At 65.7% G+C, this 18,375-nt stretch carries 17 protein-coding genes; 7 read left to right on the top strand and 10 right to left on the bottom strand.

The genetic code is table 11. The features are described 5' to 3' along the window. Positions 1–22: 22 nt before the first annotated feature. Positions 23–514 (top strand): MarR family winged helix-turn-helix transcriptional regulator, encoded by a 492-nt coding sequence (locus tag KUV38_RS04765; protein ID WP_222468950.1) that lies wholly within the window; start codon positions 23–25, stop codon positions 512–514. Here the strand turns inward: KUV38_RS04765 and glpK are convergent. From glpK to glpD, 8 genes are all read right to left on the bottom strand, one after another. After that, the gene (gene glpK, locus KUV38_RS04760; RefSeq protein WP_222468949.1) at positions 504–1,991 is read right to left on the bottom strand and encodes a glycerol kinase GlpK; all 1,488 of its coding nucleotides are present in this window, start codon (positions 1,989–1,991) and stop codon (positions 504–506) included. The two genes, KUV38_RS04765 and glpK, sit on opposite strands and share 11 nt — an antisense overlap. 194 nt (positions 1,992–2,185) lie before the next feature. Continuing rightward, positions 2,186–3,922, bottom strand: a complete 1,737-nt coding sequence (locus KUV38_RS04755) for an ABC transporter substrate-binding protein (protein ID WP_222468948.1) — start codon at positions 3,920–3,922, stop codon at positions 2,186–2,188. Positions 3,923–3,983: 61 nt separating this feature from the next. Then, positions 3,984–4,256, bottom strand: coding sequence for a DUF2160 domain-containing protein (locus KUV38_RS04750; protein WP_222468947.1), 273 nt, complete (start codon positions 4,254–4,256; stop codon positions 3,984–3,986). Positions 4,257–4,268: 12 nt separating this feature from the next. Next, positions 4,269–5,117 carry a carbohydrate ABC transporter permease gene (locus KUV38_RS04745; protein WP_222468946.1) on the bottom strand — a complete coding sequence of 283 codons (849 nt, stop codon included), beginning with the start codon at positions 5,115–5,117 and terminating at the stop codon, positions 4,269–4,271. Further along, positions 5,114–5,986 carry a carbohydrate ABC transporter permease gene (locus KUV38_RS04740; protein WP_222468945.1) on the bottom strand — a complete coding sequence of 291 codons (873 nt, stop codon included), beginning with the start codon at positions 5,984–5,986 and terminating at the stop codon, positions 5,114–5,116. The genes KUV38_RS04745 and KUV38_RS04740 overlap by 4 nt, the downstream gene beginning before the upstream one ends. After that, the gene (locus KUV38_RS04735; RefSeq protein ID WP_222468944.1) at positions 5,986–7,068 is read right to left on the bottom strand and encodes an ABC transporter ATP-binding protein; all 1,083 of its coding nucleotides are present in this window, start codon (positions 7,066–7,068) and stop codon (positions 5,986–5,988) included. Before KUV38_RS04735 ends, KUV38_RS04740 begins: the two co-directional genes overlap by 1 nt. A gap of 10 nt (positions 7,069–7,078) precedes the next feature. Next, positions 7,079–8,167: an ABC transporter ATP-binding protein gene (locus KUV38_RS04730; protein WP_222468943.1), complete on the bottom strand. Its 1,089-nt coding sequence runs from the start codon at positions 8,165–8,167 to the stop codon at positions 7,079–7,081. A gap of 8 nt (positions 8,168–8,175) precedes the next feature. After that, positions 8,176–9,780 carry a glycerol-3-phosphate dehydrogenase gene (gene glpD, locus KUV38_RS04725; protein WP_315898594.1) on the bottom strand — a complete coding sequence of 535 codons (1,605 nt, stop codon included), beginning with the start codon at positions 9,778–9,780 and terminating at the stop codon, positions 8,176–8,178. A 265-nt stretch (positions 9,781–10,045) separates the two neighbouring features. Here glpD and KUV38_RS04720 point away from each other — a divergent pair, with 265 nt between their 5' ends. Both KUV38_RS04720 and KUV38_RS04715 read left to right on the top strand, forming a co-directional pair. After that, complete coding sequence (locus KUV38_RS04720) at positions 10,046–10,807, top strand: DeoR/GlpR family DNA-binding transcription regulator (RefSeq protein WP_222468941.1); 762 nt, start codon at positions 10,046–10,048, stop codon at positions 10,805–10,807. A gap of 61 nt (positions 10,808–10,868) precedes the next feature. Continuing rightward, complete coding sequence (locus KUV38_RS04715) at positions 10,869–12,002, top strand: NAD(P)/FAD-dependent oxidoreductase (RefSeq protein ID WP_222468940.1); 1,134 nt, start codon at positions 10,869–10,871, stop codon at positions 12,000–12,002. Between the two features lie 6 nt (positions 12,003–12,008). Here KUV38_RS04715 and KUV38_RS04710 read toward each other — a convergent pair whose 3' ends face one another. Both KUV38_RS04710 and KUV38_RS04705 read right to left on the bottom strand, forming a co-directional pair. Beyond that, complete coding sequence (locus KUV38_RS04710) at positions 12,009–13,133, bottom strand: zinc-dependent alcohol dehydrogenase family protein (protein ID WP_222468939.1); 1,125 nt, start codon at positions 13,131–13,133, stop codon at positions 12,009–12,011. 61 nt (positions 13,134–13,194) lie between these two features. Further along, a complete protein-coding gene (locus KUV38_RS04705; RefSeq protein WP_222468938.1) occupies positions 13,195–14,214 on the bottom strand; it encodes a hypothetical protein in 1,020 nt (339 codons plus the stop codon). Positions 14,215–14,383: 169 nt separating this feature from the next. Between KUV38_RS04705 and KUV38_RS04700 the strand changes: the two genes are divergently transcribed. The 4 genes from KUV38_RS04700 to KUV38_RS04685 are packed head-to-tail and all read left to right on the top strand — an operon-like array spanning position 14,384 to position 18,343. Next, entirely contained in the window at positions 14,384–15,136 is a 753-nt protein-coding gene (locus KUV38_RS04700; protein ID WP_261385154.1) for an SDR family NAD(P)-dependent oxidoreductase, read from the top strand. A 42-nt stretch (positions 15,137–15,178) separates the two neighbouring features. Continuing rightward, a complete protein-coding gene (locus tag KUV38_RS04695) occupies positions 15,179–16,327 on the top strand; it encodes a Gfo/Idh/MocA family protein (RefSeq protein WP_222468936.1) in 1,149 nt (382 codons plus the stop codon). A 27-nt stretch (positions 16,328–16,354) separates the two neighbouring features. Further along, complete coding sequence (locus tag KUV38_RS04690) at positions 16,355–17,269, top strand: sugar phosphate isomerase/epimerase family protein (protein WP_222468935.1); 915 nt, start codon at positions 16,355–16,357, stop codon at positions 17,267–17,269. Positions 17,270–17,317: 48 nt separating this feature from the next. Beyond that, positions 17,318–18,343 (top strand): substrate-binding domain-containing protein, encoded by a 1,026-nt coding sequence (locus KUV38_RS04685; protein ID WP_222468934.1) that lies wholly within the window; start codon positions 17,318–17,320, stop codon positions 18,341–18,343. The last annotated feature ends 32 nt before the right edge of the window (positions 18,344–18,375 follow it).

Raw genomic sequence — 18,375 nt, 5'->3', positions numbered from 1 at the left:
TGGTTGATATCAACATAAGAGAATGATGGACCCGGACCTTCCCCTCGAAGCGACCCATGAGGTCGGCTGGGCCTGCCTGTGCCTGCGCGCGCAACGCGCCGCACGCCAGCTTGCGCGGATATTCGACGAGGTGTTCCGCCCGCTCGGCCTGACCAATGGCCAGTTCTCGCTTCTGATGAGCCTCAACCGCCCTGCCCCGCCCCGCCTGACCGACCTAACCGGGCAATTGGGCATGGACCGCACCACGCTCACAGCGGCGGTGAAGGTGCTGGAGCGGCGCGGGTTGATGCGGCAAGAACCCGACGAGAAAGACAAGCGCGCCAAGCGCCTGATGCTGACCGACGAGGGTCGCGCGATCCTGAAAGAAGCTCTCCCGATCTGGCGCAAAACCCACGCCAGGATCGAGGCCGAGCTGGAACGGATCACCGCCGCCCAGCTCCGCGACGGGCTCGATCAGATCGCGGGCCGCAACAAGCCGCCCGAGGCTGCCAGCGGCACCGCCGCTAAAAGCTGAGCGTCGCCGCCACCGCGCGCTTCCAGCGGGCGTATTTCTCCTCCCGCTCCGCCTCCGCCATCTCCGGCGCAAAGCTGCGGTCGAGCGCCCATGTCTTCGCAAACCCCTCCCGGTCGGGATAGACCCCTGCCCTCTGACCCGCGAGCCAGGCCGCCCCCATCGCCGTGGTCTCCAGCACCTTGGGCCGGTCCACCGGCGCGCCGATGATGTCTGACAAAAACTGCATCGCCCAGTCCGAGGCGCTCATGCCGCCGTCTACGCGCAAAGCAGTTTCCCCCGCCCCGCCCCAATCGGCTTGCATCGCCTCCAGCAGATCGCGCGTCTGATAGCCCACGCTTTCGAGCGCCGCCCGCGCAAACTCCGCTGGCCCAGTCGCCCGGGTCAGGCCATAGACGGCCCCGCGGCAATCGGCATCCCAATAAGGCGCGCCCAGTCCGGTGAAGGCGGGCACCATGACCACCCCCTGCCCCGTGTCGGCTCCTTCCGCCAGCGGCTGTGTCTCCCCGGCCTCGCGGATCAGCTTCATCCCGTCGCGCAGCCATTGCACCACCGCCCCGGCGACAAAGATCGAGCCTTCGAGCGCATAGGTCGGCTTGCCGTCTAGCTGATAAGCAATGGTCGTCAGCAGCCGGTTCTCGCTCTTCACCGGATCGGCCCCGGTGTTGAGCAGCGCAAAGCAGCCGGTGCCATAGGTCGATTTCATCATCCCCGGCTCAAAACAGGCCTGCCCCACCGTCGCCGCCTGCTGGTCGCCCGCAACGCCCAGAATGGGGATTTCGCGGCCGCCAAAGAGATCGGGACGCGTGGTTCCAAAGTCCGCGGCGCAGTCCTTCACCTCCGGCAGCATCGCCATGGGGATGTCGAGCAGCGCGCACATCTCTTCCGACCACGCGCCCTTGCGAATGTCGTAGAGCATCGTGCGCGCCGCATTGGTCGCATCGGTCACATGGGCCTTGCCGCCGGTGAGGTGCCAGATGATCCAGCTGTCCACGGTCCCGAAGGCCAGCTCGCCCGCCTCGGCCTTCGCCCGCGCGCCCTCCACGTTGTCGAGGATCCAGCGCAGCTTGGTGCCGGAAAAATACGGATCGAGCAGCAGCCCCGTCGCCTCCGTCACGGCCTCTTCATGACCCTGCGCCTTGAGATCGCGGCAAAAATCGGCGGTGCGGCGGTCTTGCCAGACAATGGCATTGTGGATCGCCTTGCCGGTGGCCCTGTCCCAAACCACCGTGGTCTCGCGCTGGTTGGTGATGCCGATGGCGGCAATGTCACCGCTGCTGGCGCCCGCCTTCTCGATGGCCGCGCGGCAGGTGGCTGCAGTGGTCGTCCAGAGGTCGGCCGCCTCATGCTCCACCCAGCCGGAAGCCGGAAAATGCTGGGTGAACTCCTCCTGCGCGGTGGCGGCCACGCCGAGGTTTTTGTCAAACAGGATGGCCCGAGAGGAGGTGGTGCCCTGGTCGATGGCAAGAATGTAGGTCATGCGTCTCCTCCCTGTTCACGGATGGTGTAGCGCGATGCGCGGCCTGCGTCACCGGGGCTGGCGCTCTGCCCTCTCCCGGGCCTCATCGTCTGTGCGAAGACACTTCGGGCAGACGAGCAAACCCATGTGGCGCAAGTCAGCGCAGGAAAAGGCCGGGGCCACCGCAAGGGCAGCCCCGGCCTGGGGAGGATCGGTCAGTTCCAGGAAGCGATCAGCTCATCGTAGCTGATGGTCTCCGGGGTCGGGTCCTCGTTGTCGAGCTTGGCCTTGGGCGCGCCGGGCGCATCGAGCCACTCTTGCGGGTCCTTCTCCTCATTCATGACCGGGCCAAGATCACCCTGAACGCCTGCGCGCTCAAGCCGCTCCAGCACCCGTTCCTGATCGGCGCAGAGCGAGTCCAGCGCCTCCTGAGGGGTCTTCGCGCCCGACATCGCATCACCGATGTTCTGCCACCACAGCTGCGCCAGCTTGGGGTAGTCCGGCACGTTGGTCCCGGTGGGCGACCACTGCACCCGCGCGGGCGAGCGGTAGAATTCCACCAGACCGCCCAACTTGGGCGCGCGCTCGGTGAAGCTCTCGTCCTGGATGGTGCTCTCGCGGATGAAGGTCAGGCCCACGTGGGACTTCTTCACATCCACCGTCTTGGAGGTGACGAACTGGGCATAGAGCCAGGCCGCCTTGGCACGATCGATCGGGGTGGACTTCAGCAGCGTCCAGCTGCCGGCGTCCTGGTAGCCAATCTTGGTGCCCTCTTCCCAATAGGCGCCATGCGGCGAGGGAGCCATGCGCCACTTGGGCGTACCGTCCTCGTTGAGCACCGCAGCCGCCCCGTCACCCACCATGTCGGCGGTGAAGGCGGTGTACCAGAACATCTGCTGGGCGATGGAGCCCTGCGCTGGCACCGGGCCGGCTTCACCAAAGGTCATGCCGGCAGCGGCGGGCGGAGAGTACTTCTCCAGCCACTCGATCGCCTTGGTGACGGCGTAAACGGCAGCGGGGCCGTTGGTTGCGCCGCCACGGGAGGTGCAGGAGCCGACGGGCTGGGAGTTTTCGTTCACACGAATGCCCCACTCGTCCACCGGCAGGCCGTTTGGCTCACCCTTGTCGCCCATCCCGGCCATCGACATCCACGCATCGGTGTAACGCCAGCCGAGCGAGGGGTCCTTCTTGCCGTAGTCCATGTTGCCATAGACACCCTCCGACGGGCCGCCCGCGTAAGACATGTCGCGCCCGGTGAAGAACTCGGCGATGTCTTCATAGGCCGACCAGTTGACTGGCACGCCGAGGTCGTAGCCATAGGCTTCCTTGAAGTCGGCCTTGGTCTTCTCGTCGTTGAACCAGTCGTAGCGGAACCAGTAGAGGTTGGCGAACTGCTGGTCGGGCAGCTGGTAGACCTTCCCATCGGGGCCAGTGGTGAACGACAGACCGATGAAGTCTTCGAGGTCGAGGCCGGGGTTGGTCACATCGGCACCATCGCCCGCCATCCAGTCGGTCAGGTTGTGAGCCTGCTGGTAGCGCCAGTGGGTGCCGATGAGGTCGGAGTCGTTGATGTAGGCATCATAAACGTTCTCGCCCGACTGCATTTGCGTTTGCAGCTTTTCCACCACGTCACCCTCACCGATGAGGTCGTGGGTGATCTGGATGCCAGTGATCGCGGTGAAGGCCGGGGCCAGCACCTGCGCCTCGTACTCGTGGGTGGTGATGGTTTCCGACACCACCTTGATATCCATGCCCGAGAACGGGGCGGCGGCATCGACGAACCACTGCATCTCGGCTTCCTGGTCCTCGCGCGAGAGCGTGGAGAGATCACCGATCTCGGCGTCGAGGAACTCCCGCGCCTCGTCCATGCCCGCGAAGGCCGGCACGGCGAGGCTGAGCGCCACCGCCAGCCCGCCGGTAAAGGCGGTGGTTGATCTGAGATTGAGCTTCATTGTTTCTCCTCCCTTTTGGGTTCATGAAGCGCCGCGTTTTTCGCGGCTGTTGTTTCCTGCGCTAAACCCAGCGGAACACCGCTGCGGCATAGATCAGGCAGAGGACCAGCGCCCAAGGTTGGGCAAGTCCGGTCAATCCGAGCCAGGCCAGGTTGATGAAGGCCGAGCCGAGAAGGGTGATGAAGAGGCGGTCGCCCCGTGTGGTTTCGATCTGGAGCACCCCCTTGCGGGGCGTCTCGGGAAACTTGATCGCCAGTATGGTGAAGGTGATCAGCAGGCTCGCGATCACGAGAAAGAATATGGCGGTGGGCCATGTCCATGCCATCCAATCCATTGTTTTTCCTCCTTAAACGCGACCCAGGGCGAAGCCCTTGGCGATGTAGTTGCGGACGAAGTAGATCACGAGCGCGCCGGGCACGATGGTCAGCACCCCCGCCGCCGCGAGCACGCCCCAGTCGAGGCCGGAGGCGGAGACGGTGCGGGTCATGGTCGCGGCAATCGGCTTGGCGTCGACCGTGGTCAGCGTCCGCGAGAGCAGCAGCTCGACCCAACTGAACATGAAGCAGAAGAAGGCGGCGACGCCGATGCCCGACGCAATCAGCGGCATGAAGATCTTCACGAAGAACTTCGGGAAGGAATAGCCGTCGATATAGGCGGTCTCGTCGATCTCCTTCGGCACCCCCCGCATGAAACCCTCCAGGATCCACACCGCGAGCGGCACGTTGAAGAGGCAATGCGCCAGCGCCACGGCAATGTGGGTGTCGAAGAGGCCGACCGACGAATAGAGCTGGAAGAACGGCAGCGCGAAGACCGCCGGCGGCGCCATCCGGTTGGTCAGCAGCCAGAAGAACAGGTGCTTGTCGCCCAGAAAGTGGTAGCGGCTGAAGGCATAGGCCGCCGGCAGCGCCACGGCCACCGAGATCACCGTGTTCATCACCACGTAGATCAGCGAGTTCACGTAGCCCATGTACCAGCTCGGGTCGGTCAGGATGACCTTGTAGTTGTCGAAGGTCAGATCACGCGGAAACAATGAGAAGCTGCCAAGGATCTCGGCGTTATGCTTCAGGCTCATGTTCACCAGCCAGTAGATCGGCAGCAGCAGGAACAGCAGGTAGAGCCCCATCACGATGGCCGAGCCCTTCACCCGCACCTTGGGCGCGCTCATGGCGGGGGCATTTGCGGTGGCATCCGTCATTTCGCGTCCCTTTTGTCGAGGTTGGTCATGACCGTGTAGAACACCCAGCTCACCAGCAGGATCACGAGGAAATACATGATCGAGAAGGCGGCTGCGGGCCCGAGATCAAACTGGCCGATCGCCATTTTCACGAGGTCGATGGAGAGGAAGGTCGTGGCATTGCCCGGCCCCCCGCCCGTCACCACGAAGGGCTCGGTATAGATCATGAAGCTGTCCATGAACCGCAGCAGAATGGCGATCATCAACACGCCCTGCATCTTCGGCAGCTCGATGTAGCGGAACACCTTCCAGCGGCTCGCCTGGTCGATCTTGGCCGCTTGGTAGAAGGCATCGGGGATGCTCTGCAACCCGGCATAGGCCAGCAGAGCGATCAGCGAGGTCCAGTGCCAGACATCCATCACCACTACGGTGATCCATGCGTCCAGCACGTCGCGGGTGTAGTTGTAGTCAATCCCGAGCGCCGCCAGCGTGTGGCCCAGCAGGCCAATGTCGACCCGCCCGAAGATCTGCCAGATGGTGCCGACCACGTTCCACGGGATCAGCAGCGGCAAGCTCATCAGCACAAGGCAAACCGAGGCCCAGACGCCCTTTTTCGGCATGTTCAGCGCCACGAAGATGCCCAGCGGCACCTCGATCGCGAGGATGATGCCCGAGAACATGATCTGCCGCCAAAGCGCCGACCACATGCGGTCGCTTTCCAGCATCTCCTCGAACCACTCCAGCGCGACCCAGAAGAACTCGTTGTTCCCGAAGGTGTCCTGCACCGAGTAGTTGACCACGGTCATAAGCGGGATGACAGCGGAGAAGGCGACAAGGATCAGCACCGGCAGAACGAGGAACCAGGCCTTGTGATTGGTGGTCTTTTCCATCAGGCGGCCTCCCCCTGCGGTGCAACGCGCCAATCGTCGGCGTAAACGTTCACATGCGCCGGATCGAAGGCCACGCGGGTCATATCCGCCCCAATCTCGTCGCCCTCGCCCGCGATCACGTTGATCTCATTGCCGAAAAACTCGGCGCGGACGATCTTGTGCCGGCCTACGTCTTCCACCCGCCGCACCTTTACCGGCAGGCCCTCATCAGCCGAAAGCCGGGCGTATTCAGGCCGCACACCAAGCGCCACGCGCCCCTGCAGAGTCCCGTAGCCGCCCGCCAGCTCCAGCTCGGCGCCGTCGATATAGGCCCGGTTGCCCTCCACCTTCGCGGGGATCAGGTTCATCCCCGGGGAGCCGATGAAATAGCCCACAAACGTATGCTCAGGCCGCTCGAACAGCTCTTCGGGCGTGCCGATCTGCACCACCCGGCCATCGTGCATCACCACTACCTTGTCGGCGAAGGTCAGCGCCTCGGTCTGGTCGTGGGTCACGTAAATCATCGTATGGCCAAAGTCGTGATGCAGTTGCTTCAGCTGAGTCCGCAGCTCCCACTTCATATGCGGGTCGATCACCGTCAGCGGCTCGTCGAACAGCAACGCGTTCACATCCTTGCGCACCATGCCGCGACCCAGCGAGATCTTCTGCTTGGCATCCGCCGTCAGCCCCCGCGCCTTGCGGCTCAGCACCTCTTCCATGCCGATCATCCGGGCAATCTCGCCCACGCGCTCGGCCACATAGGCCTCGTCATGGCCGCGATTGCGCAGCGGAAACGCAAGGTTATCGCGCACCGTCATCGTGTCGTAGACCACCGGAAACTGAAACACCTGCGCGATGTTGCGCTCGGCGGTCGGCGCATGGGTCACGTCCTGATCGCCGAACAGGATGCGCCCGCGCGAAGGCTGCAAGAGCCCCGAGATGATGTTCAGCAGGGTGGACTTGCCGCAGCCCGAGGCACCGAGCAGCGCATAGGCCGCCCCATCCTCCCAAACGTGGTTCAGTTCCTTCAGCGCCCAGTCATCCTCGCTCTGCGGCGCGGCAAGGTAGCTGTGGGCGAGATTATCAAGCGTGATCTGTGCCATGGTCCCCCCCTCAGGCCGCCGCCGCATAGGAGGCCGGTGCAACCAGCGCCCCCTCGGCATCGAAGATGTAAACGTGGCTCGGGTCGAGCCACACGGCGAGGTCGGCCCCCGGCGCGAGGTCATGCACACCATGCACCAGCCCAACCCAGCGCTCGCCGGCATGGTCGAGATGCACGAAGGTCTCCGAGCCGGTCAGCTCGGTCACGCTGAGCCGCGCATTGAACTTCAGCGCCGTGTCGGTGTGCTGCAAGATCTCCAGATGGTTCGGCCGGAACCCGGCCAGATACCGACCGTCCGGCAGGTCGGCCAATTGGCCGGTCGCAGCGGCGGACTGGCCCTCGCCAAACATCACCTTCGCGCCGGTCTTGGAGACCTGAAGGAAGTTCATCGGCGGGTCCGAGAACACCCGCGCCGTGGTCGCATCCACCGGGCGGCGATAAACCTCGGGTGTGCGCCCGAACTGGGTCACGCGACCCTCCCAGAGCGTCGCCGTATTGCCACCGAGCAGCAACGCCTCCTCCGGCTCCGTGGTGGCATAAACAAAGATCGCGCCGCTCTCCTCGAAGATCTTCGGGATCTCCACCCGCAGCTCCTCGCGCAGCTTGTAATCGAGGTTGGCCAGCGGCTCATCGAGCAGCACCAACCCGGCGCCCTTCACCAGCGCCCGCGCCAGCGCACAGCGCTGCTGCTGCCCGCCCGAAAGCTCCAGCGGCTTGCGGTCCAGCATCGGCGTCAGCTTCATCATCTCGGCGGTCTTCTGCACCGCCGCATCGATCTCGGCCTTGTCCTTGCCCTGCAGACGCAGCGGCGAGGCGATGTTGTCATAGACGGTCATCGACGGGTAGTTGATGAACTGCTGGTAGACCATTGCCACCTGCCGGTCCTGCACCCGCATCCCGGTCACATCCTCGCCGTTCCAGAACACCCGGCCCTCGGTCGGCGCATCCAGCCCCGCCATCAGCCGCATCAGCGATGTCTTCCCCGCGAGCGTCGGCCCCAGCAGCACGTTCATCGTGCCGTTCTCCAGCCGCAGGTCGGTGGGGTGAATATGCGTCTCGCGCCCCACCACCTTGCTCACGGATTTCAGTTCCAGAACCATGCGTCCCCCTATTCCGCCGCCGCCGGGCTTGCGTCCCGCCGATGGTGTTTCATGTAGCTGTCGAGGGCCTGCACCTCGTCGTCGTTCAGGTGCAGCCCCAGCTTGCTCCGCCGCCACAGCACGTCGGCCGCGCTGCGGGCGTATTCATGGGCCATGAGCCAATCCACCTCGGCCTGCCAGAGCGTGTAGCCAAAGGGGCGGCCCAGGTCCGAAAGCGCCTTTGCTTCTCCCAGAATACCCCGCGCCTCGGTGCCATAGGCCCGCACCAGCCGCAGCGCGTGATCCTCGGTCAAAAACGGAAAATCCGTCACCAGACCATCCCGCAACTCTGTTACGCCATCATGCGCAAAATCCCCGCCCGGCAGCGGCGCGTTCTCCGTCCACTTGCGGCCAAGACCATGAAAATGCGGCGCGATCTTCTCCAGCGCTGCCTCGGCCAGCCGCCGGTAGGTGGTGATCTTGCCGCCGAAGATGTTCAGCACCGGCGCGCCTGCGGAGGTATCCACCTTAAGCGTGTAATCGCGCGTCGCCGCCGTCGCGCTGCTGGCGCCGTCATCATAGAGCGGGCGCACGCCGCTATAGGTCCACACCACGTTGTCGGCGTTGATCGGCTCGCGCAGGTAGCGGTTGGCAAAATCGATCAGGTAGTCGCGTTCCTCCGGCGTGCACTCGGGCTTCACATCCGGGCTCTCATGCGCCTCTTCGGTGGTCCCGATCAGGGTGAAGTCGCGCTCATAGGGGATCGCAAAGATGATCCGCCCGTCCTCGCCCTGAAAGAAATACGCCTTGTCCTCGTATTTGGTCAGGCGCGGCGTCACGATATGGCTGCCCCGCACCAGCCGCACGCCTTCGGAGGAGTTCGACCGGATCGTGCCGCGGATGATCTCGCCGACCCACGGCCCGCCGGCATTGATCAGCATCCGGGCGCTGTGGCGCGCGGTTTCGCCGGTTTCGATATTTTGCGTTACGACCTGCCAGAGGCCGTTTTCGACCCCCGCGCTGAGCACCTTGGTCCGGGTCATCACCCGCGCACCTCGCGCCTCGGCATCGCGGGCGTTCAGTACCACGAGGCGAGCGTCATCCACCCAGCAGTCGGAATACTCATAGGCGTGCTCGAACCGCTCCTGCAGCACCTTGCCCTCCTCCCGCCCTTTCAGCGTAAGGGTCTGGGTACCGGGCAAAATCTTCCGCCCGCCGAGATGATCGTAGAGAAACAGGCCAAAGCGGATCAGCCACGCCGGGCGACGGCCCCGCATCCACGGCATGAAGATCGAGAGCAGCTTCGAGGTTGGCGTCGCCTTCTCGAACCGCATATCCCTATGATACGGCAGCACAAATCTCATCGGCCATGAGATGTGCGGCATGTTCCGCAGCAACACCTCGCGCTCCTTCAGCGCCTCACGCACAAGGCGAAACTCGAAGAATTCGAGGTAGCGCAAGCCGCCGTGGAAGAGTTTGGTGGAGGAAGAAGAGGTCGCCTGCGCGAGGTCACCCATCTCGGCCAGGCTGACCGAAAGGCCACGCCCTGCCGCGTCACGGGCGATGCCGCATCCGTTGATGCCGCCGCCGATGACGAACAGGTCGACCGGTTCTGCGGGTGCCCCCTCCGACACGAAATCCTCCCAAGTGTCCTCAGCGGGAGTTATGCACCGAGTCGCGGCACAGCGAAAGCGAAAATGTTCGTTTGTTTTCGTTTTTCGAAAATTGCAACGCTCAGAGAGACTTGCCGCAGAGCGGCGGCGCACGCCGCAATGCGGCGAAACCTCGACAAAGTCAGGCAAAATCGCCTTGCCCCGCTGGAATCGAGCAAAATCAATTGCCCACGCCCATGCGCCATGCGAAAAGAACCGAACATCGACGACCGGGAAGACGCCACACGTGAGCCAAGCCTTTCGCCACCCCGAGATGCTGGAGATCATCCGCCGCGACGGCAAAGTCACCGTCGACGGGCTGGCCGAGCACTTCGGCGTCACTCTGCAAACCATCCGCCGCGACCTTTCCGAGCTGGCCGAAGCCGGGCAGATCGAGCGCGTGCATGGCGGCGCGATCCTCGCCTCCGGCACACATAACATCGGCTATGAGGAGCGCCGTTCGCTGAACCTCGAGGGCAAGGCCGCCATCGCCCGCGCCTGCGCCGCGCAGATCCCCGAGAACGCCAGCATCTTCCTCAACATCGGCACCTCCACCGAGGCGGTCGCCCGCGAGCTGATGGGCCACCGCAACCTGCTGGTCGTCACCAACAACATGAACGTGGCCAACATCCTCGCCGCCAATTCCGACTGCGAGATCGTCGTCACCGGCGGCACCCTGCGCCGCTCCGATGGCGGGCTGGTCGGCAAGCTCGCCTCCGAGACGATCCAGCAGTTCAAGTTCGATCTCGCCGTGGTCGGCTGCTCAGCGATCGACCGCGAGGGCGACATGCTCGACTTCGACATTCAGGAGGTCGGCGTCAGTCAGGCCATCCTCGCCCAGTCGCGCCGCACCTTCCTCGTGGCCGACCATTCCAAGTTCCAGCGCTCCGCCCCGGCCCGCATCGCCTCGCTCGCCGCCATCGACCGCTTCTTCACCGACGCCCCCCTCACCCCCGACCTCGCCGCGCTCTGCACCGAGTGGGGCACTCTCGTGGATATCTGCAGCTAAAGGCTGCCCCTTGTGCGCCGCCGCCGATCCGGGCAGGTCTGTGCGCAAAAGGAGCCCGGATATGCAGACAGATTTCGACGTTGCCGTGATTGGCGGCGGAATCGCGGGGGTCTCGGCCGCAGCCGAAATCGCCAACGGCGCCTCGGTGGTGCTGATCGAGGCGGAGCGTCAGCCCGGATACCACAGTTCGGGCCGCTCGGCCGCGCTCTTCGCGCCGGGCTACGGCAGCAGCGCGATGCAGGCGCTCACCGCCCTCTCCCGCCCCTTCTTCGACGCCGCGCCCGAGGGGTTTTCCGAGGTGCCGCTGCTCACCCCGCGCGGGCTGATGCGCACCGCGAGCGAAGACCAGCTCGCCATGCTCGAGGCCCTGCCCGGCCACATGCGCGATCCCGAGCGGCTGATCTGGATGAGCGGCGAAGAGGCCGAGGCCCGCGCCCCGATCCTGCGGCCCGGCCATGTGAAACGCGCGTTTCTCGACGACGGCGCAAGCGACATCGACGTTCACGCTCTGCTTCAGGGCTTCCTGCGGCAGGCAAAAGCGGCGGGCGCCCAGATGCAGATGGGCACGCCAGTCACAGCCCTTGCCCGCGAGGGGGACGGCTGGCGCGTGACGCTGGGCAAGGAGAGCCTGCGGGTGGGCGTGGTCGTCAACGCCGCGGGTGCCTGGGCCGACGATCTGGCCGCCCTCGCCGGCGTCGCCAAAGTCGGCCTCCAGCCCAAGCGCCGCACCGCCATCACCGTGGCCGCCCCCGAGGGCATCGACGTTGCCACCCTGCCGATGATCGTGGACGCGCCAGAAGACTTTTACGTGAAGCCGGACGCCGGGCGGCTGCTCGCCTCCCCCGCCGACGAAACGCCCTCTGCGCCCTGCGACGCTCAGCCCGAGGAGATGGACGTCGCCATCTGCGTCGACCGGCTGATGACCACCTGCGCCGTCGATGTGCGCCGGATCGAGAGCAAATGGGCAGGCCTGCGCAGCTTCGCGCCCGATCACCTGCCGGTCGTCGGGTTTGCACCGGACGCGCCGGGCTTCTTCTGGCTGGCCGGACAAGGCGGCACGGGCGTGCAGACCTCTCCCGGCGCCGCTCGGCTCGCGGCCACGCTGGTGCTGGGCCGCCCGGCTGAGGAGGCGGTGGGCGACACCGGCCTCAAGGCCGAGGCCATCGCCCCGGGCCGCCCCGCGCTGGCGGGCTAACCGCCCTCAGAATTCGATCACCTGCCGGATCGCCTGCCCCGCCGCCAGCCGCTCGAAGCCTTCATTGATCTCGTCGAGCCGGATCTTGTGGGTCATCAGCTTTTCGATCGGCAGCTGCCCCTGCTGCATCATCCGGGCAAAGCGCGGGATGTCGCGCTTGGGCACGCAAGAGCCCACGTAGCTGCCCCGGATCGTGGCGTCAGAGACCGTGAGCGCCGCCACCGGCACCTCCAGCACCTTGGAGGGGTGCGGCAGCCCCGCCGTCACCGTCGCCCCGCCGCGCCGGGTGATCTTGCAGGCAAAGTCGAGCGCGGGCACCACGCCCGCCAGCTCCACCGCCACATCCACCCCGCCGCCCGTGGCCGCCTTCAACTTCTCCACCGCGCCCTCCTCCGAGGGGTCGACGGCCATATGTGCCCCGAGTTCCAGCGCGAACTCCCGCTTGTCGGCGGCGATATCCACCGCCACCACCTGCCCGGCCCCGGCGGCAATCGCCCCCAGCAGCCCGGCCAGCCCCACGCCGCCAAGGCCCACCACCGCACAGCTTTGCCCGGCCTTCAGGTTGCCCGCGTTCAGCACCGCGCCCACGCCGGTCAGCACTGCGCATCCCAGCAGCGCCGCCTTGTCGAGCGGAATGTCCTTGTCGATCTTCACCGCCGAGCCTTCATGCACCACCGCATGCTCGGAGAAGGCCGACACCCCGATGTGGTGGTTCACCACTGCCCCATCGACGCTGATTTTCTTGTCGCCGGTCAGCAGCGTACCGTTCACCGCCGCCACGGCGGCAGGCTCGCAAAGCGCAGGTCGCCCCTCGGCACACGGCACGCATTGCCCGCAGGTCGGCACGAAAACCAGCACCACGTGATCCCCCGGCGCAAAGCGTGTCACCCCCGGCCCCACCGCCTCGACCACGCCGCTCGCCTCGTGGCCGAGCGCCACCGGCATCTCGCGCGGACGGTCGCCGTTGATCGTGCTGAGATCCGAATGGCACAGCCCCGCCGCCGCCATCTTCACCCGGATCTCGCCTTGCCCCGGCTCCGCCAGTTCGGCCTCGACGATCTCCAGCGGCTTGCTCTCGCCATAGGGCCGTGCCGCCCCCATCTGGCGCAACAGCGCCACCCGCGTTTTCATCGGTGTACCTCCCTCATGCGTTGCGGCGACGATGGCAACCCACGCCGATACTGTCCATCCCTCAGAGCTGGAGAAAGCCCGTGTCGCAGGGCAGCTCCCGCACCGTGCCATCCTCGCCGGTCACCCGCAGCGCGTCCCCCAGCGCCTCCACCCGGGCCACGGGCGCGCCGCAGGGCCAGGCGATCGCACCCGTCAGGTGCCGCACCTCCAGCCCGCCGCCCAACGCTGGTGGCACAATCTCCGGCGCGTCGATCAGATGCGGCGCGCAGCCCTCCTCCACTCCGAGGCACCCCCTGTGCCGCCCGTTCCACGGCGCGTAGTCGCGCCCGCCATTCGAGTGCCAGAGCATCGTCATCGGCAGGGCGCGCGGGTTGCGGAGCGACAGGTAGAGGTCTCCCTCAGCGGGCCGTGTCACCGCAGTCCAGCCGAGCGACGAGTCTTCCGCCTCGATCCCGGCCACGAAATCCTCATGCCGGTCGCCCCAAGGGTAGCGCCCCAAATCCACCGGCCCCGCAGCACCCGGAAAGGCCCCCGCATCCGTGGCCCGCGCCGGATAGGCCAAGGCCGACCGCCCCCGCGCCGGGTCAGGCTCCAGCGCCGTACCCCCTGTCTGCCAGCGCCGCTTGGCCGATGTGCGAATGTATCCGCCCTCCGGCAGCGCAATGTTGGCATGGTTCGCCACCGGCATCGCCCCGGCCCCGCCCTCGAACACATGGCTCTGATAGATGAACGGCTCGCCATCCCGCAGCGCCAGCCGCTTGGTGAGCCGCGCGCCTTGCACCTCATGGCGCAGCACCGCCCGCAGCTCTCCCGCGCGCGCCTCCACATCCCACGGGCTGTTGCAGGGCCAGCCGTGCAGCGGCACCCCGCCCCCGGCCTGCCCGAAGGGCGCACAAAAGAAATCCCCGCCCAGCCGGGCCAGATGTGGCGGCGCGCCCTCCGGCATCGCCTCCCGCCCAACCCATGGCGCCCGATGAAACGGCGCCACCTCTTGCCCGCCATCCTGCACCCGCAGCGCCTCGATCAGCCCGAGTTTAGGCGCGAAATCCACCGCGATTCCCCCAGCCCTGATCTGCACCATCTCTGCCTCCTGCCGCGTTTTCCGCACTCTGCCTGCGAGATTCGCCGCTTGACAATCCGTCACCGCCGTAATGACTATGTAATCGTTTACAGAGCCACCATTGGCGAACTGCGCCCGTCTCTGTAATCGATTACAAGCCATGAGGCGCAAGCCGCCCGGGGGGGGAGACTTGGCACTGAAGACAGGGGACAACGGGCAGCACGCCCGCGCGGGTTTCGATTTCACCGGCACGCATGTGCTGGTGATCGGCGCCAGCCGTGCCGGCATCGGTGCCGCCATCGCCCGCGCCTTCGCCGAGGCAGGGGCCGAGGTTGCCATTACCGGGGTCGAACCGGCCGCCGACCCGGCAGACGCCCACTTCCCCTACACCCGGCTCGACGTAACCGACATGCAGGCGGTTGAAGCCCTCTCCGCCGCCACACCGCACCTCGATGTGCTGGTCAACTGCGCCGCCATCACCGCCCGGGGCGAAGAGATGGCGCCCGAGTTCTTCTCAAAGGTCGTCGACATCAACCTCACCGGCTCAATGCGCTGCGCCCTCGCCTTCCGACCCCAGCTGGCCGCCAGCAGAGGCAGCGTCATCAACATCGCCTCGATGTATGCCGGTTTCGGCAGCCCCAAGAACCCTGCCTACGGCGCCTCCAAGGCCGCCGTGCAGCAACTTACCAAGTCGCTCGCCATCGCTTGGGCGCCCGATTGCATCCGGGTCAACGCCGTCGCTCCGGGCTTCATCGTCACCGCCCAATCCGCGCGCAGCCGCGAGGATGCCACCCACGTCGCCAACGTGAACGCCCGCACGCCGCTGGGCCGTTGGGGCGAGCCCGAAGATATCGCCGGCCCGGTGCTGTTTCTGGCCTCCGAGGCGGCAAAATTCATGACGGGCGCATGCATTCCGGTTGACGGAGGGTATTCGGTTGTCTGAGGCTTTCACACAGGGAGGCGCCCCGCTTGGGGGCGAAACGCGATGACGGATTTCTCGCGCATCGGCGTGGCGGTGATCGGCACCGGCTTTATCGGAACTGTCCATGTCTGGGCGCTGCGGCGGCTCGGGGTGGATCTGCGCGGCGTGCTCGGCTCCTCGCCCGAACGCGGCGCTGAAGCGGCCAAGGGCTTGGGCACACAGAGCTTTTCCTCGCTCGAGGAGCTGTGCGCCGATGCTTCTGTGCAGGCCGTCCACGTCACCTCGCCCAACCACCTGCACTACCCGCAGGTGAAGGCGCTCATCGCCGCCGGCAAGCACGTGGTCTGCGAAAAGCCCCTGACGATGACAGCCGCCGAATCCGCCGAACTGGTCGAGCTCGCCGCCGCCTCCGGCCTCACCTGCGCCGTCTGCTATAACATCCGCTTCTACCCGCTCAACCAGCAGGCCCACGGCATGGTCGCGGCGGGCGATCTGGGAGATCTGCGGCTCGTCACAGGCCATTACGTGCAGGACTGGCTCGCCAAGCCGACCGATTGGAACTGGCGTCTCGAGGGCGAAAAGGGCGGCGCCCTGCGCGCGGTCGGCGATATCGGCACCCATTGGGCCGACCTCACCAGCTTCATCGCGGGCGAAAAGCCGGTCGAGGTGCTGGCCGAACTCAGCACCTTCATCAAGGAGCGTGACAAGCCTACCGGCCCGGTCGCAACCTTCAGCGCCGCCTCCGGGGCGACCGAGAAGGTCACCGTAACAACGGAAGATACCGCGCTGATATTGCTGCGCTATCCCTCCGGCGCGCGCGGCTCCCTCACGGTCAGCCAGGTCTCTCCCGGCCGCAAGAACTCCCTGCGCTGGGATATCGCCGGGAGCGCCGCCAGTGCCGAATGGAACTCGGAAACCCCCGATCACCTCTTCATCGGCCAACGCGACGGCGCCAACCAGATCCTGCAACGCGATGCCGCCCTGATGAACGCCACGGGCGCTGCCGCTGCTAGCCTGCCCGGCGGCCATGTGGAGGGCTTTGCCGACACCTTCTTTACCCTCTTCCGGCAAGTCTATGGTGACATCGCCGCCGGGGGCCGCCAGCCCGGATCGACATGGGCCAGCTTTGCCGACGGGCATTTCGAGATGGAATTCTGCGAGGCCGTCCTCGCCAGCGCCCAGAGCGGCGCATGGGTGAAGATCGGTATCTAAGGCGCGGACAAGACAAGGAAAACGATCATGAAACTCGGCATTCTCACCGCACCCTTCGAGACCACCCCGCTGATGGAGGTGGCCAAATGGGCCGCCGATGTCGATATGGGCGTGCTCGAAGTCGCCTGCTGGCCCGCCTCCGGCGGCGAGGCCCGGCGCTACGCGGGCACCAGCCACATCGATTGCAACGGCCTCTCCGAAGGGCAGGCGCAGGAGATTACCGGTGGCCTAGCAGAGCTCGGCGTCAGCATCAGCGGCCTTGGCTATTACCCCAACCCGCTCCACGCCGATGCCGCCCACCGCGAAGAGGTGCTCACCCATCTCAAGCATGTGATCACAGCCGCCGCCACGCTCTCCGTCCCGGTGGTGAATACCTTCATTGGTGGCGACAAGTCACTGAATGTAGACGAAAACTGGAAGCGCGCGCAGCAGATCTTCTCACCCATCGTCGGCCATGCCGAGGATGCGGGCGTCAAGCTCTGCTTCGAGAACTGCCCGATGATCTTCAGCTATGATGAATGGCCCGGCGGCCATAACATCGCCCACAGCCCCAAGATCTGGCGCCGGATTTTCGAGGAGTGGGGCGATGCCGTGGGCATGAACTTCGATCCCTCGCACCTTGTCTGGCAGTTCATCGATCAGGCCCGCTTCATCAAGGAGTTCGGCCCCCGCATGGCCCATGTCCACGCCAAAGACGTGATGATCGACCGTGACGGGCTCTACGAGAACGGCACCATGAGCGTGGGCATGGGCTGGCAGGTGCCGCGCATGCCGGGGCTGGGTGATGTGGATTGGCCGGGATTCTTCTCCGGCCTCTACCGCGCGGGCTACGACGGGCCGGTGATCATCGAGCACGAGGACAAGGTCTTCGAAAAGGACGACGACGCCGTGAAACGCGGCTTCGTGCTCGCCCGCGAGGTGCTGAGCCCGTACATCAAGTAACCCGTTCAAGTGATTATAATTGATAACTTATCCCAGGGAGGGAGAACCATGAAGAAACTTCTGAAAACCACCACCGCCGCTGCGGGCCTGACCATGGCGCTCACCGGCATGGCCGCTGCCGAGTACACCATCGGCATCTCCAACACCGTTCAGGGCAATGGCTGGCGCGAAGAGATGGTCTGCGCGATGAAGGCTCAGGCCCTCGTCTCGGGCAAGGTCGACAGCCTCAACATCGCCCACCGCAACACCGACGCCGCCGGCCAGTCCGAAGACATCCGCAACCTGATCGAGGCGGGCGTCGATGCCATCGTCGTCAACCCCGCCAACCCCGACGGCATCGCCGACGCGGTACAGGAGGCGACCGACAAAGGCATCGTCGTCGTGGCCGTCGACCAAGGCGTCAACGCCGATGCCGCCTACGTGCTCTCCAACAACCAGGAAGAATACGCCTACCTCGGCGCCAAGTGGCTGTTCGAAACCATCGGCGGCTCCGGCTCGGTGGTCTACATGCGCGGCGCAGCCGGCGCTGCGGCCGATGACGACCGCGACCGCGGCTTCAAGCGTGCGCTCGAGGAGTTCCCTGATGTGTCGGTGGCGCAAGAGGTCTTCACCGGCTGGCAGCAGGACAAGGGCAAACAGCAGATCCTCGACTACATCGCCACCGGCATCCCCTTCGACGGCATCTGGACCTCCGGCATCGACAACGTGATCGTCGACGCTCTGGTCGAGAGCGATGTTGATCTGGTGCCCGTGGTCGGGGCCGACAACGCCGGTTTCGTCGGCCAGCTCGCCACCGTCGAGGGCCTCACCGGCGCCGCCGTCACCAACCCCGGCTCCATCGGCGGCGCGGGCGTCACGCTGGCGCTCCAGATCCTTGAAGGCCAGACCCCGGAAGAGCGCGTTGTGCTCGTCGACCCGGCGCTCTGGGCCAACAACGACGACAAGGGCAAGGAGATGATCGCAGGCGCCCAGAACCCCGATCTGGACCCTGAGTGGCCCGTCTCGGTGCAGATCGAGGGCTGGACCGATTACTCGATGGAAGAGATCATCGCCTGCAAAGGCCCGGGCGAATAAATCCCCATGGCCGGGCGCTTCAACGTACCCGG

Source organism: Vannielia litorea, assembly GCF_019801175.1.
GTDB classification, from domain to species: domain Bacteria; phylum Pseudomonadota; class Alphaproteobacteria; order Rhodobacterales; family Rhodobacteraceae; genus Vannielia; species Vannielia litorea_B.
The sequence above is the reverse complement of the archived record's forward strand: the minus strand, read 5'-3'. Positions and strand labels throughout refer to the sequence as shown.

Excerpts from the sequence above, each read along its gene's own strand:
- KUV38_RS04705 (WP_222468938.1), bottom strand. The coding sequence starts at position 14,214 with ATGGTGCAGATCAGGGCTGGGGGAATCGCGGTGGATTTCGCGCCTAAA.
- KUV38_RS04755 (WP_222468948.1), bottom strand. The coding sequence starts at position 3,922 with ATGAAGCTCAATCTCAGATCAACCACCGCCTTTACCGGCGGGCTGGCG.
- glpK (WP_222468949.1), bottom strand. The coding sequence starts at position 1,991 with ATGACCTACATTCTTGCCATCGACCAGGGCACCACCTCCTCTCGGGCC.
- KUV38_RS04710 (WP_222468939.1), bottom strand. The coding sequence starts at position 13,133 with ATGAAAACGCGGGTGGCGCTGTTGCGCCAGATGGGGGCGGCACGGCCC.
- KUV38_RS04750 (WP_222468947.1), bottom strand. The coding sequence starts at position 4,256 with ATGGATTGGATGGCATGGACATGGCCCACCGCCATATTCTTTCTCGTG.
- KUV38_RS04695 (WP_222468936.1), top strand. The coding sequence starts at position 15,179 with ATGACGGATTTCTCGCGCATCGGCGTGGCGGTGATCGGCACCGGCTTT.
- KUV38_RS04685 (WP_222468934.1), top strand. The coding sequence starts at position 17,318 with ATGAAGAAACTTCTGAAAACCACCACCGCCGCTGCGGGCCTGACCATG.
- KUV38_RS04735 (WP_222468944.1), bottom strand. The coding sequence starts at position 7,068 with ATGGCACAGATCACGCTTGATAATCTCGCCCACAGCTACCTTGCCGCG.
- KUV38_RS04745 (WP_222468946.1), bottom strand. The coding sequence starts at position 5,117 with ATGACGGATGCCACCGCAAATGCCCCCGCCATGAGCGCGCCCAAGGTG.
- KUV38_RS04715 (WP_222468940.1), top strand. The coding sequence starts at position 10,869 with ATGCAGACAGATTTCGACGTTGCCGTGATTGGCGGCGGAATCGCGGGG.
- KUV38_RS04730 (WP_222468943.1), bottom strand. The coding sequence starts at position 8,167 with ATGGTTCTGGAACTGAAATCCGTGAGCAAGGTGGTGGGGCGCGAGACG.
- KUV38_RS04690 (WP_222468935.1), top strand. The coding sequence starts at position 16,355 with ATGAAACTCGGCATTCTCACCGCACCCTTCGAGACCACCCCGCTGATG.
- KUV38_RS04765 (WP_222468950.1), top strand. The coding sequence starts at position 23 with ATGATGGACCCGGACCTTCCCCTCGAAGCGACCCATGAGGTCGGCTGG.
- KUV38_RS04740 (WP_222468945.1), bottom strand. The coding sequence starts at position 5,986 with ATGGAAAAGACCACCAATCACAAGGCCTGGTTCCTCGTTCTGCCGGTG.